At 74.2% G+C, this 24,916-nt stretch carries 15 protein-coding genes; 10 read left to right on the top strand and 5 right to left on the bottom strand.

Annotated features, from left to right (window positions below; all coding sequences use genetic code 11):
• The first annotated feature begins 59 nt into the window (after positions 1–59).
• From ACWD4A_RS10475 to ACWD4A_RS10455, 5 genes are read left to right on the top strand one after another with little or no spacing between them, the layout of a single operon-like run.
• Positions 60–872 (top strand): polyprenol monophosphomannose synthase, encoded by an 813-nt coding sequence (locus ACWD4A_RS10475; RefSeq protein ID WP_451191995.1) that lies wholly within the window; start codon positions 60–62, stop codon positions 870–872.
• Positions 847–2,400 (top strand): hypothetical protein, encoded by a 1,554-nt coding sequence (locus ACWD4A_RS10470; protein WP_451191994.1) that lies wholly within the window; start codon positions 847–849, stop codon positions 2,398–2,400. Before ACWD4A_RS10475 ends, ACWD4A_RS10470 begins: the two co-directional genes overlap by 26 nt.
• Positions 2,397–3,740, top strand: a complete 1,344-nt coding sequence (locus tag ACWD4A_RS10465) for a glycosyltransferase 87 family protein (RefSeq protein ID WP_451191993.1) — start codon at positions 2,397–2,399, stop codon at positions 3,738–3,740. The genes ACWD4A_RS10470 and ACWD4A_RS10465 overlap by 4 nt, the downstream gene beginning before the upstream one ends.
• A 3-nt stretch (positions 3,741–3,743) precedes the next feature.
• Complete coding sequence (locus ACWD4A_RS10460) at positions 3,744–6,560, top strand: bifunctional glycosyltransferase/CDP-glycerol:glycerophosphate glycerophosphotransferase (RefSeq protein WP_451191992.1); 2,817 nt, start codon at positions 3,744–3,746, stop codon at positions 6,558–6,560.
• Positions 6,557–7,699, top strand: a complete 1,143-nt coding sequence (locus ACWD4A_RS10455; RefSeq protein WP_451191991.1) for a glycosyltransferase — start codon at positions 6,557–6,559, stop codon at positions 7,697–7,699. The genes ACWD4A_RS10460 and ACWD4A_RS10455 overlap by 4 nt, the downstream gene beginning before the upstream one ends.
• A 13-nt stretch (positions 7,700–7,712) precedes the next feature.
• Here ACWD4A_RS10455 and ACWD4A_RS10450 read toward each other — a convergent pair whose 3' ends face one another.
• On the bottom strand, positions 7,713–9,350 hold the full coding sequence (locus ACWD4A_RS10450) for a glycosyltransferase (RefSeq protein WP_451191989.1): 1,638 nt from the start codon (positions 9,348–9,350) through the stop codon (positions 7,713–7,715).
• A 131-nt stretch (positions 9,351–9,481) separates the two neighbouring features.
• Here ACWD4A_RS10450 and ACWD4A_RS10445 point away from each other — a divergent pair, with 131 nt between their 5' ends.
• On the top strand, positions 9,482–11,020 hold the full coding sequence (locus tag ACWD4A_RS10445) for a glycosyltransferase family 39 protein (RefSeq protein WP_451191988.1): 1,539 nt from the start codon (positions 9,482–9,484) through the stop codon (positions 11,018–11,020).
• A 409-nt stretch (positions 11,021–11,429) separates the two neighbouring features.
• Here ACWD4A_RS10445 and ACWD4A_RS10440 read toward each other — a convergent pair whose 3' ends face one another.
• The 4 genes from ACWD4A_RS10440 to ACWD4A_RS10425 form a co-directional block, all read right to left on the bottom strand.
• A complete protein-coding gene (locus ACWD4A_RS10440; protein WP_451191986.1) occupies positions 11,430–12,311 on the bottom strand; it encodes a carbohydrate ABC transporter permease in 882 nt (293 codons plus the stop codon).
• On the bottom strand, positions 12,308–13,663 hold the full coding sequence (locus tag ACWD4A_RS10435) for an ABC transporter permease subunit (protein WP_451191985.1): 1,356 nt from the start codon (positions 13,661–13,663) through the stop codon (positions 12,308–12,310). Before ACWD4A_RS10435 ends, ACWD4A_RS10440 begins: the two co-directional genes overlap by 4 nt.
• Positions 13,664–13,673: 10 nt before the next feature.
• A complete protein-coding gene (locus ACWD4A_RS10430) occupies positions 13,674–15,056 on the bottom strand; it encodes an ABC transporter substrate-binding protein (RefSeq protein WP_451191983.1) in 1,383 nt (460 codons plus the stop codon).
• 168 nt (positions 15,057–15,224) lie between these two features.
• Positions 15,225–18,530, bottom strand: coding sequence for an FtsK/SpoIIIE domain-containing protein (locus ACWD4A_RS10425; RefSeq protein ID WP_451191981.1), 3,306 nt, complete (start codon positions 18,528–18,530; stop codon positions 15,225–15,227).
• Positions 18,531–19,103: 573 nt separating this feature from the next.
• Here ACWD4A_RS10425 and ACWD4A_RS10420 point away from each other — a divergent pair.
• From ACWD4A_RS10420 to ACWD4A_RS10405, 4 genes are all read left to right on the top strand, one after another.
• A complete protein-coding gene (locus ACWD4A_RS10420) occupies positions 19,104–20,867 on the top strand; it encodes a serine/threonine-protein kinase (RefSeq protein WP_451191979.1) in 1,764 nt (587 codons plus the stop codon).
• Between the two features lie 195 nt (positions 20,868–21,062).
• Positions 21,063–22,409, top strand: a complete 1,347-nt coding sequence (locus ACWD4A_RS10415; protein WP_451191977.1) for a serine/threonine-protein kinase — start codon at positions 21,063–21,065, stop codon at positions 22,407–22,409.
• 91 nt (positions 22,410–22,500) lie between these two features.
• Positions 22,501–23,607, top strand: coding sequence for a peptide chain release factor 2 (gene prfB, locus ACWD4A_RS10410; RefSeq protein ID WP_451191974.1), 1,107 nt, complete (start codon positions 22,501–22,503; stop codon positions 23,605–23,607).
• 224 nt (positions 23,608–23,831) lie between these two features.
• Positions 23,832–24,896, top strand: a complete 1,065-nt coding sequence (locus ACWD4A_RS10405; protein ID WP_451191972.1) for a hypothetical protein — start codon at positions 23,832–23,834, stop codon at positions 24,894–24,896.
• The last annotated feature ends 20 nt before the right edge of the window (positions 24,897–24,916 follow it).

The following is a 24,916-nucleotide window of genomic DNA, read 5'->3' as shown; positions in this document are numbered from 1 at the left end:
CACCGGACGACACCGGACCACACCGAACCCCGCCGGCCTTCACCGACAAGGACAGGCACATGAGCGCTACCCGAACCTCCGATGCCGTGGCCGCCCCGCTCCCCGCGGAGTGGGGACGCACCCCGACGACCGTGGTGATGCCCACCTACAACGAGGCCGACAACCTCCCCGCGATGGCCGAGGCGCTCATGGCGCTGCCGCTGGAGGGCCTGCGGCTGCTCGTCGTCGACGACAGCAGCCCGGACGGCACCGGGAAGATCGCCGAGGACCTCGCCGAGCGGCACAACACCCCGGACCGCACCCGGATGTCCGTCCTGCACCGCACCGCCAAGGACGGCCTCGGGCGTGCCTACGCCGCCGGGATGGCCCGCGCCGTCGACGAAGGGGCCGCGTACGTCGTGCAGATGGACGCGGACGGGAGTCATCCGGCCGCCAAGGTGCCCGAGTTGCTCGGCGTGGCTCTCGCCACCGGGGCGGACGTCGTCGTCGGCTCCCGTTACGTGCCGGGCGGCACCCTCTCCGATGCCTGGGGCGTCCACCGCAGACTGCTGTCCCGCTGGGCCAACGCCTACGCCAGCACGATCCTGGGCACCCGCGTCCGCGACATCACCGGCGGCTTCAACCTCTGGAGCGCGGCCGCCCTGCGCGCACTCGATCTCGCGACCGTCGACAGCGCCGGATACAGCTTCCAGGTCGAGATGAAGTACCGGGCGCTGCGCGCCGGGCGCACCGTCATGGAGGTGCCGATCCACTTCGAGGACCGTACCGTCGGTGAGTCGAAGATGAATCTGGCCGTACAGCTCGAATCCGTGGCCATGCCATGGCGGCTGCGTGCGAGGGCCGCCCGTGCCACCGGCCGCCGCGCCCGCTGAGCGCACGGCCCCGCGCGCCGGCGCGGGGACGCCCCGCACGCGCCCGGTCGTCCCGTACCGGGCGGCGGCCTCCGCGGTCCTCCTGCTGCTGACCGTCCTGTTGCTGCTCATGGTGGTGCGACTGCCGTGGGCCGGTGACCTGGGGATGCACGCGGCCGTCCTGGAACGGCTGCGCGCCGACCCGTTGCACCCCGGCAACCCGCTGGTGCGCGCGGACACCTCCAGCCCGTACTACTCGCCGTGGACGGTGCTGCTGGCGCTGTGCGCCTCCGCGACCGGCTGGGGCACGTTCACCGTGCTGCGGCTGGCCGGGCTCGCCGGGATCGTGCTGCTCGGCACCGGGGTCCGCGCCTTCGTCCGCACCTTCACGCGCGCGTGGGCGGCGGTTCCGCTGGCGCTGCTGTGCGTCCTGCTGCTGCACGGCGTGCGGCTGTTCGCGTGGAGCGGCTTCCCCGGCCTCGTCTCGCTGTCGCTGACCCTCGCCTACCCGAGCACCCTCGCCCTCGGGCTCGCCTTCCACCTGTGGGCGCTGCTGCGCGGTGCGGTGCGCGGGAACGGCCGGGGGCTGCCGGGCTTCCTCGGGCTCGGGCTGCTGCTGGCGTGCGTGCTGCTGAGCCATCAGTTCACGGGCGCGGTGGCCGTACTCGGTGCCGCCGCGGTGCTGCTGGGCGCCCGGCCGTGGCCCTCCGCCGCGGTGTGGCTGCGGTTGGGTGCCGCGGCCGTCCTGTGTGTGGCGGTGCTCGCCTGCTGGCCGTACTACTCCTTCTTCTCGCTGCTCGGCGCGGGTGGCCTGGACGACATCCACCGGCCGCTGTACGAGCATCTGGCGGCCAAGTTCGGTCTGGCGGCCCTTGGGGCGGTGGCCCTCGGCGCCCGCTGGTGGCGCGACCGCCGCGACCCGCTGGTGCTCTTCTTCGCGCTGGGCCTCCTGGCCTTCGCCGCGGGCGGCTTGAGCGGACATCAGGCGTGGGGGCGGATCCTGCCCGCCGTCCTGCTGCCCGCCCAGCTGGCCCTCGCCGTCGAGACCGCCGCGGCCGCGGACCGGCGGCTGCGCGCCGCCCTCGCCCCGCTGACGGCGGCCGCCCTGCTGATGGGCGCCTGGACGCAGGCCGGGGCACTGTCGTACGTGCTGCGGCCCACCGCCCTCCCGCCAGTCCTGCGCACCGTGCACGCGGTCGCGCCCTGGCCGCGGTTCGACTGGGCGGCGCGCGCGATGTCCACAGGGGACACGGTGATGACCGACAACTACTACGCGCTGCGGATGCTCCCCGCCTACGGGCCGTACACCGTCGCGCCCGCCTACCCCGACGTGTTCCTCCGTGACGAACACAGGCGGCGGGCCGCGACCCGCCGCTACTTCCTCCCTGCCGCTTCCCGGGCCGAACGGCTCGGCATTCTCGAGGAGTACGGCGTGCGCTGGGTGCTGCAACGGAACGGCGGGCCGGGACTGCCGCCGGACGATCCCGCGCTCAGGAGGACCGCCGAGGGACCCGGCGGCTTCGTCCTGTCGGAGGTCGTCGCCCGATGAGTGTGCCGGAACTCCATGAAGCCCCGGGACGACACCATGGGCGAGACGCCGCCCCCGATCTGCTGGGCAGGTGGCTGCGCGGGCGCGCGCCCCGGCCGCTGCTCGCCGCGGCGTTGCTGGTGTTCGCGCTGGACGTGGTGCGGGTGCTGTCCGGGGTGCGCACGGGCATCGACAACGCCGTCGTGGTGCGCGCGGCCCGGACGCTGCTGGACGGCGGATCGCCGTACGCGGACAGGCGGTTCCTCTATCTGCCGGGAGCGGTCTTCGCGGCCGTGCCGCAGACCCTGGCCGGTGGCCGGGTGCTGTTCTACGCGGTGCCCGTCGCGACCGCCCTGCTCGGTCTGGCCGGCGTGTGGGCCGCGCTGCGGATCTTCGGCGTACGGGCGGACAGCAGGCTCGCGGCGGGCATGGTCGCCGGGCTCGGCCTGTTCGAGCCCTTCCACGGTCTCGTCTATCTGGGCAACTGGACGGTGCTGTCGGCGGTCGCGTTCCCGGTCGCCCTGTTGCTGGCGCGGCGCGGGCGCTGGAGCGCGGCGGCCGTGGTCACCGGTGCGGCCCTCGCGCTGAAGCCGATGCTCGTGCCCGTCCTGCTCCTGTTCGTCCTGGCGCGGCGGTGGCGGGCGCTCGCCTGGGCCGTCGGTGTCCCGGCCGCGATGTCGCTGGCGGCGGCGTCGGCCATGCCCCGGCCGGGGCGGTTCCTCACCGGGACGCTGCCCTTCCTGCTGCACGGCCAGGACGCGTACGCCCGGCCGTTCGACGCCTCGTGGTCGACGGTGCTGCCCCGGCTCGGGGTGCCGACACCCCTGGCCCTCGCGCTCGCGGGCGCGGCGGCGCTGACCGTGCTCGCCCTGGCCCGGGTGCGATGGCGGGCCGGGGGAGACGAGGGGGCGCGGCTGGTGGAGTGCGCGTCGCTGCTGATGCTCGCCGCGTTCCTGGTGTCCCGGCCGTCGTTCCAGCACTACATGCTGGTCGTGCTGCCCTCCCTCGTGGCGTCGGTGGTGGTGCGCGGGGCGGCGGCGCGCTCGGTGTGGTTCTGGCTCCCCCTGCTGCCGGAACTCGCCGCAGTGCGCTGGCCGTATCTGGAGAGTGCGCGGAGGCACGCCTTCCGGGACATCGTCATGATCACCGGCTTGACGGCGGCCCTCGCCGCACGGACCTGGCGCGGCCGCGCCAGGTCCGGGGAACGGTCCGGAGAGCGGCCTGGGGAGGGGTCTAAGGGCCGGCCCGGAGAACACCCTGAAGATGACCCCGAGAAGCCCGTCACCGTCAGTGGTCACGTCTACGCTTTCGGTATTGACCTTGACGTGACGGATCGAGCGGACCGCTCGGAGACGGGGTGACGTGTGACCACTGAGCGCAGGCCCGCCCACGGGGCCCCGGATGTCGGTGTCGTGGTGATCGCCTACAACGACGCCGCCCGACTGCCGCGCGCCGTGCGGTCCGTGCTCGGGCAGTCCCTGCACTCCCTCGAAGTGATCGTCGTCGACGACTGTTCGACCGACGACACCTTCGCCGTCGCCCGGCGGCTCGCCGAAACCGACCCACGGGTGCGCTGCCTGCGGCTGCCCGCCAACAGCGGCGGCTGCGGCGCCCCGCGCAACGCGGGCATCGACATCGCCCGCGCACCCCACCTGATGTTCCTCGACAGCGACGACGAACTGCCGTACCACGCCTGCAAATCCCTGCTGCTCGCCGCCGAGGAGACCGGCGCCGACCTCGTCACCGGCGAGGTCACCCGGCTCTTCGAGGAGACCGGCACCACCGGCCTCTGGTACCCCGACCTCTTCACCGACACCAAGGTCGTCGACGGCATCCGTGCCGCTCCCGAGTACTACCTGGACGCCCTGTCCACCAACAAGCTCTACCGCGCCGACTTCCTCGCCCGGCACGGCCTGCGCTTCCCCGAAGGCGTGCACTACGAGGACTCCCTGTTCACCGCCCGCGCCCTCACCCTCGCCCGCCGCTTCGCCGTCGTCCCCTGGCCGGTCTACACCTGGCGGCTGGCCGCCGACCCCGCCAACCCGTCCATCACCGCGCGCAGACACCGCATCGAGAGCGTGGCGGACCGCGTCACCGTCGCCCGCCTCGTCGACACCTTCCTCGCCCGGACCGGCAACACCGACCTCAGAAGGGCGAAGGACGAGAAGTTCCTCCGCCACGACGTCCGCCTCCACCTCGGCGACCTCCCCTTCCGCGACCGGCGCTGGGCCGCCGAGTTCGCCGCCACCATGGCGCCCTACCTGCGCACCCTCGCCCCCGAGGCGCACGCGACGCTGCCCCGCGAACAGCGGATCTGCCAGTACCTCCTGAGCGTCGGCCGGTTCGCGGAGGCCGCCGACTGCGCCCGTACGCTCGACCGCCCCCACCTCGCCCCGCGCCACGCCGTACGGCACGCCGGGCGCACCTACTGGGGGTCCGTCCCCCCGGCCGACCCCGAGGCCGCCGCCGCGCTCGACATCACCGAATGGCGCCTGGACGAGCAGCCGTTCACCACCGGACCCCTGCGGCACGAGGTGGCGGGGATCGCCTCCGACGGCCCCGTGCTGAGGATTCGCCTGCACACCTACGACCCCGCTCGGCTGCTCCACGACGCCGGCCCGGTCACCGCCGAGCTCCGTGTCGCCACCACCGCCGACCCGCTCACCCTGCCCTTCCGCTACGACCCCGCCCCCACGGACCCGGACCGGCCGCGCACCGCGCTGATCGCGCTCGACCCGCGGCTGATCCCCCTCGGCGCCAAGGGGTTCCGGGGCCGCCGCCACCCCGTGGTCGTCCTCGAACGGCTGGGTCTCACCCGCACCGACCCCGTGCTGGCACCCGTCGACCTCGGCCCGCCCGCCGTCGACCTCCCTCGGCACCGGCTGCGGGCCGGCTGCGAGCGGCAGGGCGCCGGACGGCTCGAACTCACCTGGGAACGCACGGGAGTCCTCGGCCGCGCCGAGGCCGCCGCCCCCCGCCTCGGGCCGGTCCACCGCCGCCTCCACCAGCTGACCCGCCGCGTCACCGGGCCCCGCGCCAAGGAGCTCACGTACCACGAGCTGCAGAAGCTCCCCATCGACGGTGAACTCGTCGTCTTCGAGGCCCTGGAGGGCCGCGGCTACACCGACAGCCCCCGCCACATCCATGAAGAACTCCTCCGCAAGGGGCTCCCGCTGCGCGCCGTCTGGTCGTACGCGGGCAGCCGCGCCTCCTTCCCCGAAGGCGCCCAGCTGGTCAGGCGCGGCAGCTGGGAGTACGTCCGCACCGTCGCCCGGGCCCGCTACTGGGTCGACACGCACGGCTTCCCCATGGCCTACGGCAAACGGCCCGGCACCCGCTACCTCCAGACCTGGCACGGGCAGGCCTTCAAGCACATGGGCTTCGACGTGCCCGCGCTGCGGCTCGCGAGCCCCGAACGGCGCCGCCGGCACCGCGAGATCGTCGCCCGCTGGGACGCCCTCATCGCCCCGAGCGAGGAGTTCGAGAAGACCTTCGTACGCGCCAACGGCTACACCGGCGAGCTGATCCGCACCGGCCTGCCCCGCAACGACCCGCTCGTCCGCCGCCACGAGCCCGAGCAGCGCGCCCGCGCCGCCGCCACCCGCGAACGGCTCCAGATCCCCGAAGGGCGCAAGGTGCTGCTGTACGCGCCCACCTTCCGCGACGGAGCGCGCGGCAGCGGGGAGTCCGTCCGGGTGGACCTGGCCGCGCTCGTCCGGCGCACCCGCGACGCGTGGACGATCGTCGTCCGCCCGCACTACTACGAGCGCTTCACCGTCCCCCGCGAGCTGGGCCACGCGGTGCGCGACGGACGGGAGTTCACGGACGTGAACGACCTACTGCTCGCCTCCGACGCGCTGCTCACGGACTACTCCTCGGTGATGTTCGACTACGCGAACCTGGAGCGGCCCATCCTCTTCTATGCCGACGACTACGCCGACTACCGCTCCCTGGGGCGCGGCACGTACTACGAGCTGGCGGAGATCGCCCCCGGGCCGGTGCTCGGCACGGTGGACGCGCTGGCCGCCGCGCTGGCGGACCTGGACGCGGTGCGGCAGGAGTGGGCCGGGGCCTACGAGCGGTTCCGGCGGCGCTTCAACCCCTACGAGGACGGACGGGCGGGCGCGAACGTGGTCAAGCTGTTCTTCGAGGGCGGCACACCGGGGGGTGACGGGCCATGAGGCCGCGCGACCTCTTCCTCGTGGGCATCGACGTCGACTCCATGGGCGGCTCCCAGCGGGTCCTGCACACCCTCGCCCAGGGATTCGCCGAGCGCGGGCACCGCGTGGACCTCATCGGTATCCGGCCCAGCGCCGAACCCCACGTCCACGTCGCCGACCCCGCCTACCGGCACACCACCCTCCATCGTTCACCGGCCGCACCGCCCCTGCGGGCCGCCTCCGTCGGGGAGCGGTTGAGCCCCTCCCGGCTGCGGGCCGCCCACGCCGCGCGCCGGGACCGCGACCGGGCCCGCGCACGGCTCGCCGCCCGCTTCGGCCGGGCCCGGGAAGGCTTCGTGATCATCGGCTCGCCCTGGGCGGCCGACTGGCTGGACACGGTGGACCGGCGGCACCTCAAGGGCATCGGGCAGTACCACGAGTCCTTCCACCAGGCCTGCGTCACCGAGAACCTCCAGCTGATCCTGCGGCACTACCCGGCGCTGGAGAAGGCCCTGTTCCTCAGCGAGCCGGACGCCGCGGAGTTCCGCCGGAGACGGCTGCCCAACACGGCCGTCATGCCCAACCCGCTGCCCTTCGAGCCCGGGGCGCCCGCCCCCTTGGACACCCGGCGGGTCGGCGCCGTCGGCCGGCTGGAGGAGGTCAAGCGGTTGGACCGGCTCCTCGAAGCGTTCGCCGCGGCCCGCGCCGAAGTGCCGGGCTGGGAGCTGCACTTCTTCGGCGACGGCCCGCAGGAGACCGGGCTGCGGGCCAGGGCCGAGGAACTGGGAATCACCGACCGGGTGCGCTTCCGCGGCGCCGTGCGGGACATGGCTGCCGCCTATCGGGAGCTTTCCCTGGTCGCCCTCACCAGCGAGCGGGAGGGGCGGCCCATGGCCCTGGCGGAGGCGTCCGCCGCCGGGGTGCCCTGCGTGAGCTTCGACCTCTCCGGCGGCGTACGGGAGTTGGTCGACCACGGACGTACGGGGACGCTGGTGCCCGCGGGGGAGACGGCGGCGTTCGCCGCGGCCCTCGGGGAACTGATGCGCGACGGGGAGCTGCGCTCGCGATACGGGCGGGCCGCGCGGGAGCACGTCGCGCCGCTGCGGCTGCCCGAGGTCTTGGACCGCTGGGAGGCCTTGTTCGCGGAGATCGACCGGTGAGGGGGCTGCGGTGTCAGCGGTGAGCGCGCAGCCTGCGCACGGCCACGGCCGTCGCGGCGCGGACGCCCGGGGCCAGGCGGACGGCGAGCGAGCCGGTGGCCGTGGCGTAGGGGTGTGTCAGCAGCAGGCCGAAGCGCAGGCTGGGCAGGGGAATCCGGCGCAGACCGCGGCCCGCGGCGTGCACGGAGGTGCGGAAGGCGCCGCCCGTCGTGAGGTGCAGCCGCACGCGGATGTCCCAGGACTGGGGCGCGGCGCCCGCGCCGTCGCGGACGCCCAGCCCGGCGAGCCGGGCGAGGGCGACCGGCAGCCGTGCGGTCCAGGGCGGGCCCCCGGCCAGGGGGACGCTGCAGCGGAGGGCCGTCGTGCCGTTCCGGTGGCTCAGCTCGACGTCGGCCGTGCGCGGGGGGTCGGCGGCCAGCCGTCCATAGAGGTCGTGCACGCGCAGCCGCAATTCGCCACGCAGTGGCCGCAGTTCGGCGTCCACTGTCACGGGGAGCCGGTTGGCCGGCAGGGCTGCCGGGTCCGTGATGCCGTCCAGGAGCGCGCCCGGGAGGTCCCGCGCCCACACCGGGACTCCGTCGTGCTCCGCGTACGGCGGCAGCAGCCGGGCCGGACGGGCGGCGAGCTGGGACAGCCGGGTGAGATCGCGCGGCGCCTCCGAGGCCAGCACGACCCGGGCGATCCACCGGGCCGGGGCGCGGGCGGCGCGCAGCTCCGCCTCCTCGTACGTGGCGAGATATCCGCGGGTGACCCGCCACCACGCGTGCCGGTAACCCGCGCTGCGGGAGGGCAGCTCCCGGACGTACATCCGCAGGTCGTGGTCGAGGAACTTCACCCGCGCCGCGCGGGCCAGCGTCTCGTGGCCCGCGTCGAGGAAGACGTCCACGCTCCGGCGGTGGGCGCGGACCCGCGCCTGCCAGTTGGCGATGCGCTCGCGGTCCAGGGAGATCGAGGGTGCGCCGTCGCGCCGCACATGCCAGATGTAGACCGTGTCGGGCACGGTCGCGACGCGGGGCGCGGCCGCCAGCACCCGTGCGGTGAAGACGAAGTCCTCGTAGATGAAGGGGCCTTCGGGGAAGGCGATGGCGTGCTCGGTGAGAAAGGCGCGCGAATAGAGCTTGTTGACGCAGAGCGTGTCGTGCAGCAGCGCCGGGCGGTCCGCGGGCGGGCGGACGGCCGCCCGCCGGTAGAGGCCGGGCTGCCAGCGGGTCTCCCGGCCGTGGGGGAGTTCGCGGCGCACGCACAGGCCCGCCGCCACCGGCGCGTGGTGCCGCAGGGCGGCCCGCAGCAGGGCCTCCGCCGCGCCGTCGGGAAGTGTGTCGTCGCTGTCCAGGAACATCACATAGGGCGTGGTGGCGGCCCGTACGCCGTCGTTGCGCGGGGCGCCGCAGCCGCCGCTGTTGACCGGCCGGTGGATGACCCGCAAGCGCGGCTCGCGGGCGGCCAGTTCGTCGAGCACGCGGCCCGTGCGGTCGGTGGACGCGTCGTCCACGGCGATGACCTCGGTCACGGCCGGGCCCTGGGCAAGGGCCGACCGCACGGCGTCGCCGATCCGGTCGGCGTCGTCGAAGCCGATGACGATCACGCCTACCTGCGGGACCACGGGCGCCTGGACGGAGGGCTCCACGGCGTCGTCGGCATCCACCTCCATAAAAGTCATCTTTACTCACAAACGGTGTCGACCTGTGGATTTCCCGGCACGGGCACGGCCGGATGGCGGAAACATCGTGACCAGCGGCCGGGCACGCACCGGGACGGCACACAGGACCAGAGGGGGCCGGGATGAGGACAGTGCTGACAAGGCGGACCGGGGAGGTCCGGGAGGCGCCGGTCGCGCCCGCGCCGGTCCGCCACCCATGGCGCGCCGTCCGTCGCATCGCGGTGTTCCTCCCCGCCGCCCTCATGCTCGGCATCGGCCTGTGGGGGCTCGACCGCGGCACGATGTGGCGGGACGAGAGCGCCACCTTCCAGGTGGCGCGCCGGTCGCTGCCGGAGATGTGGCGGCTGCTCGGCTCGATCGACGCCGTCCACGGCCTCTACTACCTGTTGATGCACGCGGTGCTCGCCGTGCGCGCCGACGAGATCGCGCTGCGGCTGCCCTCCGTGGCCGCCGCGGCGGCCACCGCCGGACTCGTCGGCGCGATCGGCAGTCGGCTCGCCCGCCCCCGCGTCGGCCTGTGGGCCGGGCTGCTCTACGCCACCACCCCCTTCGTCAGCCACTACGCGCAGGAAGGCCGGTCCTACGCCCTGGTCGCCGCGGGCGCCGCGCTGGCGACATGGCTGCTGGTCCGGGCCGTCGAGGACGGCGGCCGCGGCCGGTGGGCCGGCTACGGCGCGGCGGTGGCGGTCACCGCGCTGCTGCACGAGTTCGCGATCCTGCTGCTGGCGGCACACGTCCTGACCCTGCTCGTCTCCCGGACGCCCGCGCGGACCTGGCGCGCCTGGGGCGCCGCGGCCGCCGCCGCGTGCGCGGCGCTCGCCCCGCTGGCCGTCGTCTCGCACGGGCAGAGCGCCCAGGTCTCCTGGATCAGGACGCCCGGACCGGCCGAGGCGGAAGCCCTGTTGAGGGCCTTCGCGGGCCCTCGCGACCTGGCCCTCGCCGGCACGCTGCTGCTGATCGCCGTGGCCCTGGCCGCTCCGGCGCCCCGCTCCGGCCGTCTCCATCTGAACGCCGTCGCGCTGCCGCTCGCGGTCGTCCCGCCCGTGCTCCTCTATGCCGCCGCCCAGTACCAGCCGCTCTTCCTCGACCGCTATCTGCTGTTCTGCCTCGCCGGAGTGCCCCTGCTCGCCGCCGCCGGGGCCGACCGGCTCCTCGGACTGCTCCCGTGGCGGCGGGCCGTGGCGCTGGCCGGGGTCCTCGCCGTCGCGGCGGCCTTCCTGTGGCAGCTCCCCCAGCAGGAGCGCGAGCGGCTCCCCACCAGCCGGGGCGACTCGCTCGCCCCGGTGGCCACCCTGGCCGGGCGGCTGGCCAGGCCGGGCGACGCGGTGCTCTTCCTCCCCCTGTACGAACGCCGTGTCGCCCTTGCCTATCCGCGGGACTTCACCGGGCTCCATGACCTCACTCTCAAGAGGTCGCCCGCAGCCTCCGGCACCCTCTTCGGCGAGGAGGTCACCGTCGGGGAGCTGCGCGCCCGACTGGCCCGGCTCCCGGCGGCCGCGCGGGTGTGGGTGGTCGCCGACACCAACACCGTCGGCACCCGCTGGTTCCGGGGGCAGCGTGCCGAGTTCGCCAAGACCGTCGAGCTCGACAGGCTCTACCGGGAGGAGTCCTCGGTGTTCGTACGCGGCGGTTCCGTCACGCGATATGTACGCCGCGAGTGAGGATGCCGCTCGCGCCGCGAGAGCGGCGCCGCATCCACAGGCGCGTACCCCCGGGCGCTCCGGGCCCCTGGCCCCAAGCCCCCGTGCCATAGCCCGAGCACGGGCCCCGGCCCTGCCCTCCGCGGCTGGCGCTCCACGGCCAGTGCTCCAGCCCCGCGCACCGGGCCCCGGCCCGGGAGCGCCCAATCCCCAGATGCCGGGCCCTGGTTCCCCGCACCCCGGCCCCGCTCGCCCAGCCCCCTGGGCCCCGGCTCCCCGGACCACTGGGCCCTCCGCTCCCCGAGCCTTGGACCCGGACCCCGAGCCCTGGACCCGGACCCGGACCCGCTCCCCGAGCCCCGGACCCGGGCCCGAACCCCCGGTTCCCCGGGCCTCCGGCCCGGTCGGGTCCGACCCGGCCCGGCCCGGTTTACTTCACCGCCCCCGCCATCACCCCGCTCACGAACTGCCGTTGGAAGGCGAAGAACACCGCGAGCGGTACGACCATCGAGAGGAAGGCGCCCGATGCGAGGATGTCGATGTTGTCGCCGAATTGGCGCACCTGCTGCTGGAGCGCGACCGTGATCGGTGGGTGGCCGCTGTCCGCGAAGATCAGTGCGATCAGCATGTCGTTCCACACCCACAGGAACTGGAAGATGCCCAGCGACGCGATGGCCGGGCCGCCCAGGGGCAGTACCACCCGGGTGAACAGCCGTAGTTCGCCCGCGCCGTCCAGCCGGGCCGCCTCCAGCAGTTCGCGGGGGATCTCCGCGAAGAAGTTGCGCAGCAGGAACACCGCGAACGGCAGCCCGAAGGCCGTGTGGAAGAGCACCACGCCCGGTGTGCTCTCGAAGATGCCCAGCGTGTTGAAGAGCTTGGCGACCGGGATCAGCGCCACCTGCACCGGCACCACCAGCAGCCCCACCACGGCCATGAACCACCAGTCGCGGCCCGGGAAGTCCAGCCATGCGAAGGCATAGCCGGCCAGCGCGCCGATCAGGATCACCAGCGCCGTCGCGGGCACCGTGATCAGCGCGGTGGTCAGCAGCGACCGCATCACCGTGTCGTTGTGGAAGAGGTTGCTGTAGCTCTCGGTGGTGAGCTGCGCCGGGTGGGCGAAGACCTTCCACCAGCCTGAGGAGGCGATGTCCGTCTTGTTCCGCAGCGAGGAGAGCAGCAGCCCCACCGTCGGCGTCAGCCAGAACAGGCCGACGACGATCAGGAAGAGCCGTACGGCGCCCCCGCCGAGGCGTGCCGCGATCCGGGCCGGCAGTGACTGCTTCGCCCGTACGGCCGTGTCCACCGTGGTCATCGCTGCTGCCGCTCCTTCCGCATCCGGCGGATATTCACCAGCATCACCGGCAGCACGAGCACCAGCAGGAAGACCGCGATGGCGCTGCCCACCCCCTGGTTGACGTCCGTGCCGAACGACGACTGGTACAGCTGGAGGGCCAGGACGTTCGCCTTGTCCAGGCTCGCGCCCGGCGCGATGATGTAGACGAGGTCGAAGATCTTCAGCACGTTGATCATCAGGGTGATGAGGACGACCACCAGGACAGGGGCCAGCAGCGGCACCGTCACCCGGCGGAAGACCTGCCACTCGTTCGCGCCGTCCACCCGCGCCGCCTCCAGCAGTTCCCGCGGCACGCTCGCGAGCCCCGCCGCGATGAGCACCATCGCGAAGCCCGCCCACATCCAGACGTACGCGCCGATGATCGACGGCGTGACCAGCGAAGGGCCCAGCCAGTCGATGCCGTTGTAGTGCGTGGCGAAGTTCGTGGCGGGCAGCCGCAGCCGCGCGCCGTCCGCCACCGCGGGCAGGGTGAAGGTGCCGTCGGCCTCCGTCGTGGCCGACGCCACGGTCGTACCGTCCTTGACCGCCTCGACCCTCACCCCGGCGAGCGCCTTCTCACCGGGGTCGATCAGGCCCGGGTGACCGCCGCCGCCCCGGGTGAAGTCCATCCACACGGTGCCGGTCACCTTCCCGGCCACGCCCCGCGCCGGGATGGCGTCCTTGGCGCCCTTGAGGTCGTCCGGCCTCGCCCCCACCAGCGGCAGCGCCGCCGGGGTGCCCGCCTTGACCACCGACCGGGTGGTGAACGCCCCGCCGCTCGCCGTGAGCAGCTTGTCGTTCACGGGGTGCGCGCCGGGGAACGGGGCGGGCTCGGTGAACGTGTCGTGGATGCCCACCCACACGGCGTTCGCCACCCCCCGGTCCGGGTTCTGCTCGTACACCAGCCGGAAGATGATGCCCGCGGCGAGCATGGAGATCGCCATCGGCATGAAGACGACCAGCTTGAACGCCGTTCCCCAGCGCACCCGTTCGGTGAGCACCGCGAAGATCAGCCCCAGCGCGGTGGCGACGGACGGGGCGACGATCACCCAGATGACGTTGTTCTTCAGCGCCGTGCGGATCCGCTCGTCGGTGAAGACCGTGTGGTAGTTGTCCGCCCCCACGAAGCCATGGCCGGAGGCGTCGAAGAGGCTGCGCCAGACGGAATAGCCGATCGGATAGACGACGAGCGCGCCGAGCAGGGCCAGCGCGGGCAGCAGGAACGCGGCCGCCACCCATGGCCTGGTGCCCAGCACACCCCTGGGCTTCTTCGGAGTCGGAGGCGGTACGGACGCCGGGGCCGCGGCGCCCCCTGCTGTCGCGGTCGACATGGGGCTCCCGTCAGTTCTTGAACGCCTTGGCCGCGTCGGACTCCAGCCGCGCCTGGGTACCCGTCACATCGCCCGGGTTCTTCAGGAAGTCCTGGAGGTCCTTCCACTCGCCCTGGCCCGGCTTGGCGCCGAAGGAGGCCGGGGCCTGGTCGGACATGTCGAAGCGGAAGTCGTCGCCCGCCGCCACCAGGGACTTGGCGATGGAGCGCTGCGCGTCGTCGGGGTAGGCGGCGAGGTCCAGGTTCTTGTTGGCGGAGATGAAGCCGCCCTGGTGCGCCCAGATCCACGCCGCGTCGGTGGAGGCGAGGAAGGTCAGCAGGGCCTGCGGCGCCTGGCCGTCCTTGAGCGCCACGCCCACGTCGCCACCGGTCACCACCGGCGGCTTGGCGCCCGTGGCCGGGAACGGGAAGACCTTGGCGTCCTTGCCGATCGCGGCGTTCGCCCCGGTGATGTTGGCGGCCGCGAAGTCGCCCTCGAAGACCATGGCGGCCTTCGCCTTGTCGCCGCCGACGAAGGTCTGGGTCACCGAGTCCGGGAACTGGGTGTTGAGCGCCCCGCCGTTGCCGCCCGCCAGCAGATCCTTCTTCCCGAAGAGCTGCCCGAGGGTCGTCAGCGCGTCCTTCACGGACGGGTCGGTCCACTTGATGGCGTGCTTGGTGAGCTGGTCGTACTTCTCCTGGCCCGCCTGGGAGAGGTAGATGTTCTCGAACCAGTCGGTGAGCGTCCAGCCGTCCGCGCCCGCGACCGACACCGGGGGGATGCCGTAGTCGGCGATCACCTGGGCGGTGTGCAGGAAGTCCGGCCAGGTCTTCGGCTCCTTGGCCCCCGCCGCTTCGAAGATCTTGGTGTTGTACCAGACCAGGGACTTGTTGCTGGCCTTGAAGTAGACGCCGTACTGCTTGCCGTCGTGCGAGCCGAGGTCCTGCCAGCCCTTGGCGAAGTTCTTGTTCAGCTGCGCGGTGACCTCGCCGCCGAGCGGCTTGAGCCAGCCCTTCTGCGCGAACTCGTTGAGCACACCCGGCTGTTGGAGCAGCGCCACATCCGGCGGATCGCCGCCCGCGATCTTCGAGCCGACGAAGGACGCCATGTCGTCACCGCTCGGCACGAACGCGACCTCGGCGCCCGTCCGCTTGGAGAACTCGTCCAGCACCTTGGTGAAGTTCTTCTGCTCGGCACCCGTCCACACGGCCGTGACCTTGAGCTTCTGCCCGTTCAGCTTGGGGAGTTGCACGGTCTGCGGGATCGCGTCGGAACCGCCGCTTCTGCCGGGGGACGGCTTGTCGTCGCTCTTGCCGCCGCTGCCGCAGGCGGCCGCGGTCAAGGCCAGCGCCCCCGCCGCGACCAGTGCCAGTAATCCGCGCGCCCCGCGCGCCGTACGAAGCGATGTGCGCATTGCCGCCCCTCCCGTACAGCTCCCCGCCGACGGCCCGCGCCGCACGCGGCACCGTCTCCCCGTGCGACAGTCCTACGCCCCGTCACGAGCTGCCGCAATACCGTCTCCGGCGACAACTGACCGATCGTGACAGGGCTGTGATGGGCCGTCATACGAAAGCCCGGGGACTCAGAGGAGCGGTGGCGCGGCCTCCGCACCCGCCGACTGCGCCGCGCGCTGGAGAGCGCTGGCGAGCAGCGCGAGGTCCGTCGGGCCGTTGCCCAGCTCGCGCAGCGGACGCCGGGTCGGCGGGTCGCCCATGCGCTGCCAGTCCAGCGGTACGACCGTCGGCCGGAGCGTCGCCGTACGCGGGATACGGCCGGTGACCCGGCCCGCCTGGAACGGCGTCGTGGCGTCGTCGTCCGGACGCATCAGCCGGCCGCGGCCCGGCGCGGGCCCGCCCGAACCGCCGTCGCCGGACGCGCCGTCGCCGGAGGGCGGCGCGATCTCCAGCGTCGCGCGCAGCCCGGCGCGTTCGACCGCCGCCGTGTCGGCCGTGCGGTCCGGGCGGCCGGACGCGGCCACCAGGTGCACCCCCAGCCGCTCGCCGTCCCGCGCGACGGCCTCCAGGGCCCGGACGACCGAACCGGCGGCCGGGCGGCCGGTGCTGCCCAGCGCGGGCGCGACCAGCGCGTCGAAGTCGTCCACGAGGACGACGAGGCGCGGCAGGGCCGTCTCCGCGGTGCGCCCGCCGCCGTCCTTCTGGGTGCGCAGCTTGAGGGTGCCGCTCGGGGCCGGGTCGAGGTCGCCGGAGGCCGCGTCCGCCGGGCGCCGGGGCGCGACGACCTGCGGGGCGGGCGCGGACCGCTGCGCGTGCCACGCGTTGAAGTCGAGCTGCCCCAGCAGCTCGGCACGCCGCTTCAGCTCCGAACTGAGCGCCTGCGCGAACTCCCGCATCCGCATGGGGTCGGCGGCCGCGAGGTACGTCGACACGTGCGGCAGGTCCGTGCACAGCCGCAGGCCCTCGCCGCGCTCCGCGCCCGCGCCGTCGACCAGCACCAGCGAGAGCCGGTCGGGCCGGTCGGCGGCCGCGAGCGACGCGGCGAGCGAGCGCAGCAGCTCGGTCTTGCCGCTGCCCGGCCCGCCTTCCACGAGCAGGTGCGGCCCGTCGGCCGCCAGGTCCACGGCGAGCGGGCCGTGCGGACCGGCGCCGAGCACGGCCACGGCACGGCCTCCCGGCCGGTTGCCGCGGTCCGTGGCCGCCGCCCAACGGGCCGTCAGGGACGCGGGGGTGGCGCGGGCGAGGCCCAGCTCGTCCAGCAGCCGGGCGGTCCGCGGCAGCGCGGCCACCACCCGTCCGGCCTGCCCGTCCTGCGTGCCGGTGTCCGCCACGCGCAGGGGCGCGAGGGCCCGCGCGAACCGTTCGGCCCACGCCCCGGACACGGCGTCGACCGCCGCGACCACGGCGGTGCCGACGGGCTGCGGGCCGTGGCCCTCGTACGCCGTCAGGGCGCCGCCCGGCGCGGTGGCGTCGGCGCGCGCGTCCTGGTGCAGGCCGTACGGGTCGGGGCGGCCTGCCGCGGGGAACTGCTCCACCGCGGTGCCCGGGGCGCCGCCCTCGTCCGCCGCGGTGACCGTCGCCCGGTGGATGACTTGCACCACCGTCGCCACGTCGCCGCTCAGCAGTGCCACCACGCCGCAGTACGGGAACGCGGGCGCGGCGGTGCGCGCCGTGGCCAGCGTGGCGGAGACGGGGGAGGCGGGCGTGGTGGCCGGGGCGTCGGCCAGGCAGATGAGGTGGATGCCCGCCGCGCGGCCGTTCGTGGCCAGCCGGGAGACCGTCTCGCGGAGGTCCGCGGACCCGGGGTCGCCGTCCACGATCAGGACCGTGTACGCGCCGGTGTGGCGCTCCGCCGCCGCGGCGACGGCCGCCGGGGGAGCGGACGCCCAGTGCGGCCCCAGCGGGCCCTCGTCCAGGCGGCGCACGAGCTCGGCGGTACGGGCCACGGCCTGCTCGCGGTCGTAGGCGACCAGCAGCCGGCAGTCCTGCCCGCGCACCGGGCGCAGCTGCGGCAGCCAGCTCAGCCAGGACCACTCCGCGAGCCGCTCCTCCGGCGTGCGTGAGCGGTCGGCGCTGATGAGGACGAACTCCAGGGCCGCGGGGGAGTGCAGGGCGGCAAGCTGCGCGAGCACGGAGCGGGTCAGCCCGGCCAGCCGCCCCCGGGGCCCGGCCAGCCCGAGCGAACCGGCCTGCCGCAGCCCGACCGTCACGGGCACGGAGGTGAGCGGCGCGCTGCCGTCGGCGGTGTGGCGGTCGGCGGTGCCCAGCCGGACGGTCAGCAGGTCGGGGTGGTCCGGGCCGCGTTCCCACAGGCGCGGGCCGGGCCCGAGGACCGTCAGCAGCACGCTCGCGGGGTCCGGCCAGCGCTCCCTGAGGGCCGCCGATTCGGCGCCGGCGCGCTCGACCGCGTCGTCGCCGTTCCACTCGTCCGTGGTGATCGGGCGGGTGACCGCGCCGCGTCCGCCGGTGAGCCGCCGGGCCCACGCGCTTATGCCGCGGTTGCGCCTGCGGGTGTCCTCCGCGGCTTCGGGAGCCGGGACGGGCCCGTCGGGGGCGGCCAGGGGGATGCCGCGGCCGCCGTGGGTGACGGGGCTGTCGGGGCTGTCGAGGAGGGGGTGCGTGGCGCCCTCGGTGCCGAGGACGGCCGTGCCGACCGAGGTGGCACCGGTCCCCGGCGGCGCGGGCGGCGGGCCGCCGGGCCCGCCCAGCCACGGCCCCGGCACGGGCGCGCCCAGGGGGCCGTGGGGCGCCTCCACGACGCCGACCCGCAGATGCCCCTCGCCGTCGGGCGCGGCCGGGAGCACGCTGGGGGACGCGGCGTCCGTGCCGTACAGGCCGAGCACGGACTCGCCGACCCGCAGCAGCGCGCCGGACGGGAACGGGACCGGCTGTTCCCCCACCGGTTCACCGGAGAGGGTGGTGCCGTTGGTGGACCCGAGGTCGCGGAGGAGGACCGTGCCGTCGTCGGACAGGGTGACGGCGCAGTGCAGCCGGGAGACGTCGGGGTCGTCGAGCGGTACGTCCGCCGCGGTGGAGCGGCCGACGCTGACCTCGCCGCCGTGCAGCAGGTGCACCCCGCCCGCGTCCGGCCCCGAGACGACGTGCAGCCGGGTCGCGGCCTCCTGGGCGCCGGAGAGCAGCACGCCCGCGTGCCGCTCGGGATCGGCCGGGGCGCACAGCGACAGGACGGCGCCGTCGATCAGGGGTGGTTCGCCGAGCGCGCAGCGCTGGGGGTCGAGCCGCTCGTTGCCCGCGTAGACGACGGCCGAGCCGCTGCCGAGGTCACAGCCCGCCGCGGCGACGACCGCCGCGAGCCCGCTGGTCACACTGGCGAGGGCGGTGCCCGCGGGTGCGGTCACCAGGACGTCGCAGGCACGTGTGGCGTGCGCGGTGTGGCCGCTGAGCGGCCCGAGGACGGTCAGCCTGATCTGCATCGCCGTCAACGGTCCCTTCCTGCCCCTGGTGGCGCGGTGGGACAGCGGGCCGCTGCGGCTTCCCCCACCGTGCACGGGCGCTTCGGCACGTACAGGTCACCACGTCGCGCGGGGCCCCGCACACGCTCCCCACTGCATCCGTGCTGCGAGCATCCTCGCACCTGCCGCCGACGACGCGCCCGGCGAGAGCCAATTCGTGATCTTGAACGACGATCGGAGTGTGCGGAAAAAACGGACCGTGATCAAGTACGGGCCGACGCGACGGGTGAACCGTTCAGGGAAGGTCCATTTCCTGACGCTCGATGACGCTCATTGGCAAGTTTTCAGACGCCCGCAGTTGAGTCTCTCTTGCGTCTCTTTTCCGTCACCCCAGGTCGCCCCGGAGCACCACGGCAACCAACTGTCCGGAACGCGCGTCTTTACCCCATAGCCCCCCGGATTTCAGCAGTCCGGCGGCCCGTACGACGGCACTACAGTGGGCGAAGGGCCGGGACGACACGAGACGACGGCAACCATCACCAGCCGTGGCCCACCGGGCGGAACGCGGCAGATCACGACCAGGGAGCGCATGACGTGCGGCCGGTAGGCAGCAAGTACCTCCTCGAAGAGGTGCTCGGACGCGGGGCGACGGGCACCGTTTGGCGGGCCCGCCAGCGCGAGGCGGCCGGTTCCGAGGCCGCCGTGGCCGGACAGCCCGGCGAGACCGTCGCGATCAAGGTGCTCAAGGAGGAGCTGGCCAACGACGCGGACGTCGTCATGCGCTTCCTGCGCGAGCGCTCCGTCCTGCTGCGCCTCACCCACCCCAACATCGTCCGCACCCGCGACCTCGTGGTCGAGGGCGATCTGCTCGCCCTCGTCATGGACCTCGTCGACGGTCCGGACCTGCACCGCTACCTGCGCGAGAACGGGCCCTTCACCCCGGTCGCGGCCGCCCTCCTCACCGCCCAGATCGCGGACGCGCTCGCCGCCAGTCACGCCGACGGCGTCGTCCACCGCGACCTCAAGCCCGCGAACGTCCTGCTGTCCGGCTCGGACAGCGCCACGATGCACCCGATGCTCACCGACTTCGGCATCGCGCGCCTCGCCGACTCCCCGGGCCTCACCCGTACCCACGAGTTCGTCGGCACGCCCGCCTATGTGGCGCCGGAGTCCGCCGAGGGCCGCCCGCAGACCTCCGCCGTCGACATCTACGGCGCGGGCATCCTGCTGTACGAGCTGGTCACCGGCCGCCCCCCGTTCGCCGGGGCCACCGCGCTCGAAGTCCTCCACCAGCACCTCAGCGCCGAACCGCGCCGCCCCACGACCGTCCCCGAGCCCCTCTGGACGGTCATCGAGCGCTGCCTGCGCAAGCGGCCCGAAGAGCGGCCGAGCGCCGAGAACCTCGCCCGCGCCCTGCGCGTCGTCGCCTCGGGCGTCGGCGTGCACGCCTCCCCGGCACAGGCGGAGGCCGCGCTCGGCGTGGGCGCGCTGCTCGCCCCCGACCCCGCGCCCGCGACGGTCCCGGGCAGCCCCGGCGGCACGCACGGCCCCGGGGCGGGCGACGCCGACCCCACCCAGGTGCTGCCCTCCCGCGCGGGCTCCTACGACCCGAACGCCGCGACCAGCGTGCTGCCGAACACCGCCGCGGGCCCGGCCGGCCCCGGCGGAGACCCCACCCGGGTGATGCCGGCGGGCTCCGGCCCGAACGGCGCCGACCCGACCCGCGCCATGCCGCCCGTGCCGCCGCTGCCGCCCGAGGGCGACGACAGCCCGCACCCGTGGCAGACCCAGATGCGCGCGGCCCGCGACCGCAACGACCAGACACAGGTCCAGTACCTCGACCCGAGCGACGACCCGCTGCGCCGCCGCCCGCACCGGCGCCCTGCGGCCCCCCAGCCGCAGCAGTACCAGCAGCCGTATCAACAGCAGCAACCTCAGCAGCAGCCGCAGCCGTACCAGCAGCAGCCGCAGCAGTACGCGCCGCAGCCGCCCCGGCGGCAGCCGCGGTCCCGCCCGCAGCCGCAGCCTCAACCGCAGTACCAGCCCCAGCCGCAGCAGCGCTATCAGGAGCCCCAGCCGCAGCGCTACGCCCCCGAGCCCCCGCCCGCCCAGCGCCGGGAGCCCCGTCCGCCCCGGCAGCACAGCGCGAACCCGATGCGCATCCCCGGTCTCGGCTGCCTCAAGGGCTGCCTCTTCATGATCGTGGTGCTGATCATCGGCTCCTGGCTGGTCTGGGAGTTCACGCCGCTGAAGAACTGGGTCGCGGACGGCAAGAGCTTCTGGGACGCGGCGTGGAGCTGGGTCGTGAGCGTCAAGGACTGGGTCTCGAACCTGGGCTCGTCCGGCAGCGGCAACTGATCCCCGGCGCACGCGCCCCGGCGCGAGGAGAAGCATCCGACCTCGTCGATAAGTCGACACCTAGAGGGTGTTTTACGCCGCAGAAGTGACAGTTGGTGCGGGATCGGTGCCCCCAACCTCCCCGCGGCCGCGTAGCTTGTTCGCCAGCGCTCCCTTGTCGGACGTCGGAGGACCCGGAAAGGAACCCGAACAGCCTTGGCACGGAAGATCGGCAGCCGGTACACCGCCCACCAGGTCCTGGGCCGAGGCAGCGCCGGCACGGTGTGGCTCGGCGAGGGCCCCGAGGGCCCGGTCGCCATCAAGCTCCTGCGCGAGGACCTCGCCTCGGACCAGGAACTCGTCGGCCGGTTCGTGCAGGAACGCGCGGCCCTCCTCGGACTCGACCACCCCCATGTCGTCGGCGTCCGCGACCTCGTCGTCGACGGCGCGGACCTCGCCCTGGTCATGGACCTCATCCGGGGCACCGACCTGCGCACCCGCCTCGACCGCGAGCGCCGCCTCGCGCCCGAGGCGGCCGTCGCCATCGTCGCCGACGTCGCGGACGGCCTCGCCGCCGCGCACGCGGCCGGCATCGTGCACCGCGACGTCAAGCCCGAGAACGTTCTCCTCGACATGCAGGGCGAGCTCGGGCCCGGCGGCGCGCACCCCGCGCTGCTGACCGACTTCGGCATCGCCCGGCTCGTGGACGCGCCCCGCCCCGCCCGCGAGCGGCAGCCCGCCCCGGGCGCCGCCGGGGCCGCGGGCCGCGGGCCCAGCCCGCGCAGCGTCATCGGCACCCCCGACTACCTCGCCCCCGAGATCATCGAGGGCCTGCCGCCGCGCGCGTCCGTCGACGTCTACGCCCTCGCGACGGTCCTCTACGAACTGCTCGCGGGCTTCACCCCGTTCGGCGGCGGCCACCCCGGGGCGGTGCTGCGCCGGCACGTCACCGAGACGGTGGCGCCGTTGCCGGGCATCCCGGACGAGCTGTGGCAGCTCATCGTCCAGTGCCTCGCCAAGGGGCCCGCCTCCCGGCTGCGCGCCTCCGAGCTCGGCGTCCGGCTGCGCGAGCTGCTGCCCGGCCTCGCCGGGATCCCGCCGCTCGACATCGACGAGCCGGAGGACGGGCCGGAGCCGGCGGCCGCGCCGGCCGCGGGCGGCGACCGGGACGGGGCGTACGAGGGCGGGTCCGCGCCGTCCGGCGTGGCCGCCTCGCCCCGGCGGCGCGGCGCGGTGCCGCTGGTGCCGGGCGCCGTCGCGGACTCCAACCGGGAGACCCACACCAGCATGCGCGTGCCCACACCCGCGGAGCTCGCGGGGGGCGCGCACGGTACGGCGCGGGCGCCGCGGGCGGCCGGGCAGCGGCGGGCGGGGTCGGCGCGGCACCGCTCCCCGGAGGAGAAGCGCCGTCGGCGGATCAAGCTGGGGGCGGCGGCGGTGGCGCTGGCCGCGGCGGCGGGGGTGGGCGGCTGGTTCGCGGTCGCGTCCCACGACGAGAAGTCCCCGGCCCCGGGCGTCCACCACCAGGACCAGCCCCCACCGGACCCGGACCGCCTGCCCTGACCCCCGTGGGGGAAGGGGGCTCAGGGGTTCAGGGAGGAGTGGGGGTACCCATCGGACACCCGCAGCCCGGCGCAGCCGTTAGGCTGGGTGCGTGGCAGTCGTTGACGTATCCGAAGAGCTGAAGTCCCTCTCCTCGACCATGGGGTCGATCGAGGCCGTCCTGGACCTCGACAAGATGAGGGCTGACATCGCCGTGCTCGAGGAGCAGGCGGCCGCCCCCTCCCTCTGGGACGACCCGGAGGCGGCGCAGAAGATCACCAGCAAGCTGTCGCACCTCCAGGCGGAGCTCCGCAAGACGGAGACCCTGCGCGGCCGCATCGACGACCTCGGGGTGCTCTTCGAGCTCGCCGAGGCGGAGGGCGACGCCGATGCCCTCGCCGAGGCGGAGACCGAGCTGGGCGATGTCCGCAAGGCGCTCGCCGAGATGGAGGTCCGCACCCTCCTCTCCGGTGAGTACGACTCCCGCGAGGCGCTGGTCAACATCCGCGCCGAGGCCGGCGGCGTCGACGCCTCCGACTTCGCCGAGCGCCTCCAGCGCATGTACCTCCGCTGGGCGGAGCGCCACGGCTACAAGACGGAGGTCTACGAGACCTCGTACGCCGAAGAGGCCGGCATCAAGTCGACCACCTTCGCCGTCCAGGTGCCGTACGCCTACGGCACGCTCTCCGTCGAGCAGGGCACCCACCGCCTCGTCCGCATCTCGCCCTTCGACAACCAGGGGCGCCGCCAGACCTCCTTCGCGGGCGTCGAGGTGCTGCCGGTCGTCGAGACGACCGACCACGTCGAGATCGACGAGTCCGAGCTGCGGGTCGACGTCTACCGCTCCTCCGGCCCCGGCGGCCAGGGCGTCAACACCACCGACTCCGCGGTGCGCCTGACGCACATCCCGACCGGCATCGTCGTCTCCTGCCAGAACGAGCGCTCGCAGATCCAGAACAAGGCGACCGCGATGAACGTCCTCCAGGCCAAGCTCCTCGAGCGCCGCCGTCAGGAGGAGCAGGCCAAGATGGACGCGCTCAAGGGCGACAGCGGCGGCTCCTGGGGCAACCAGATGCGTTCGTACGTCCTGCACCCGTACCAGATGGTCAAGGACCTCCGTACGGAGTTCGAGGTCGGCAACCCCACCGCCGTCCTCGACGGCGACATCGACGGCTTCCTGGAGGCCGGTATCCGCTGGCGCAAGCAGCGGGAGAAGTAGCCTCAACCGGCTGCATAGCCGGACATACCTGCTTGTAACTTCCTTGACGCTGCCTCAAAAACTGGACAGGCTGACGCGCGGCATGCGTATGACTGGGGCGCGTGTGGCGAGGGGGCGAGCGGCCCGGCGGATCCGGCCGGTGCAGCCGCTCACAGCCCCCGGAAGCGCCACCGCCCCGTGCATGGCTGCTCCAATGACGATCAGCTACTGGGGGTAGCAGGTATATGACCAAGAAGACGCGACTGCGCGTCGCGCGCATAGCCGCCGGCGCGGTTGTCGCCGCGGGTGCTTCGCTGACGGCCGCCGGCGCGGCCTCCGCCGCGGGCGTCCACGTCGCCGGGGTCGGTGTCGCGAAGACGGCCTCGGTGCACGGCGTCACGGCCCCGGACGGCGACCCCGACCACATCCCGCAGCCCGGCGGTGACACCACGGGCGCCACCGGTTCCACTTCCACGGGCACCACCTCGACCGGTACGTCCGGCGGTCCGTCCACCAGCGGTACGACGGGCGATCCGTCCACCGGTGGTCCGTCCAGCGGCGGCAAGACCGATGGCGGTACGACGGGTGGCCCGTCCACCAGCGGCACCACGGGTGACCCGTCCACGGGCGGTCCGTCCAGCGGCGGCCAGTCGGACGGCGGGACGACGGGCGGTCCGTCCACCAGCGGTACGACGACGGGTGACCCGTCCACCGGCGGCCCGTCGACGGGCGGCACGGGCGGCAACACCGGCGGTACCGGTGGCAACACGGGCGGTACGTCCGGCAACACGGGTGGCACAGGTGGCAACACCGGCGGTACCTCCGGCAACACCGGCGGTACGGGCGGCACCGGCGGTACTGGCGGTACGTCCGGCAACACTGGCGGCACGGGTGGCACGGGCGGTACCGGTGGCAACACGGGTGGCACGGGTGGCACCGGCGGCACCTCGACCGGTGGTGACCAGGGCACGTCCGGCAGCACCGGCGGTGACCACAACGGTTCCACCGGCGGCAGCACGGGCGGTGACCACAACGGTGGCACCGGCGGCTCCGCCACCGGCGGCGACCAGGGCGACAAGCCCGGCGAGCCCCGCACCTGCCCGGTGGACACCAACAGCAACTGCGGCACCAACACGGACACCGACAGCGCGGGCGTCAAGCCCGTGCAGCAGGCCAAGCCGAAGGAGCAGCTCGCCGAGACCGGCGCGGGCCAGACGACCTTCCTGGTCGTCGGCGCCGCGACGATGATCGCGGGCGGCGTCGGCTTCCGGCTGCTGCCGCGCCTGATGACCCGCACCAGCGCGGTCTGACGGACGGAGCCGGGCCCAGC

Source organism: Streptomyces sp. NPDC002537 (assembly GCF_053594975.1).
Note: the sequence above shows the minus strand (reverse complement) of the source record. Positions and strands in the feature narration are given on the sequence as shown.

Bases quoted from the DNA above. Each gene is read 5' to 3' on its own strand.
- ACWD4A_RS10435 (WP_451191985.1), bottom strand. From the start codon at position 13,663: ATGTCGACCGCGACAGCAGGGGGCGCCGCGGCCCCGGCGTCCGTACCG.
- ACWD4A_RS10445 (WP_451191988.1), top strand. From the start codon at position 9,482: ATGAGGACAGTGCTGACAAGGCGGACCGGGGAGGTCCGGGAGGCGCCG.
- ACWD4A_RS10425 (WP_451191981.1), bottom strand. From the start codon at position 18,530: ATGCAGATCAGGCTGACCGTCCTCGGGCCGCTCAGCGGCCACACCGCG.
- ACWD4A_RS10405 (WP_451191972.1), top strand. From the start codon at position 23,832: ATGACCAAGAAGACGCGACTGCGCGTCGCGCGCATAGCCGCCGGCGCG.
- ACWD4A_RS10440 (WP_451191986.1), bottom strand. From the start codon at position 12,311: ATGACCACGGTGGACACGGCCGTACGGGCGAAGCAGTCACTGCCGGCC.
- ACWD4A_RS10455 (WP_451191991.1), top strand. From the start codon at position 6,557: ATGAGGCCGCGCGACCTCTTCCTCGTGGGCATCGACGTCGACTCCATG.
- ACWD4A_RS10430 (WP_451191983.1), bottom strand. From the start codon at position 15,056: ATGCGCACATCGCTTCGTACGGCGCGCGGGGCGCGCGGATTACTGGCA.
- ACWD4A_RS10450 (WP_451191989.1), bottom strand. From the start codon at position 9,350: ATGGAGGTGGATGCCGACGACGCCGTGGAGCCCTCCGTCCAGGCGCCC.
- ACWD4A_RS10475 (WP_451191995.1), top strand. From the start codon at position 60: ATGAGCGCTACCCGAACCTCCGATGCCGTGGCCGCCCCGCTCCCCGCG.
- ACWD4A_RS10465 (WP_451191993.1), top strand. From the start codon at position 2,397: ATGAGTGTGCCGGAACTCCATGAAGCCCCGGGACGACACCATGGGCGA.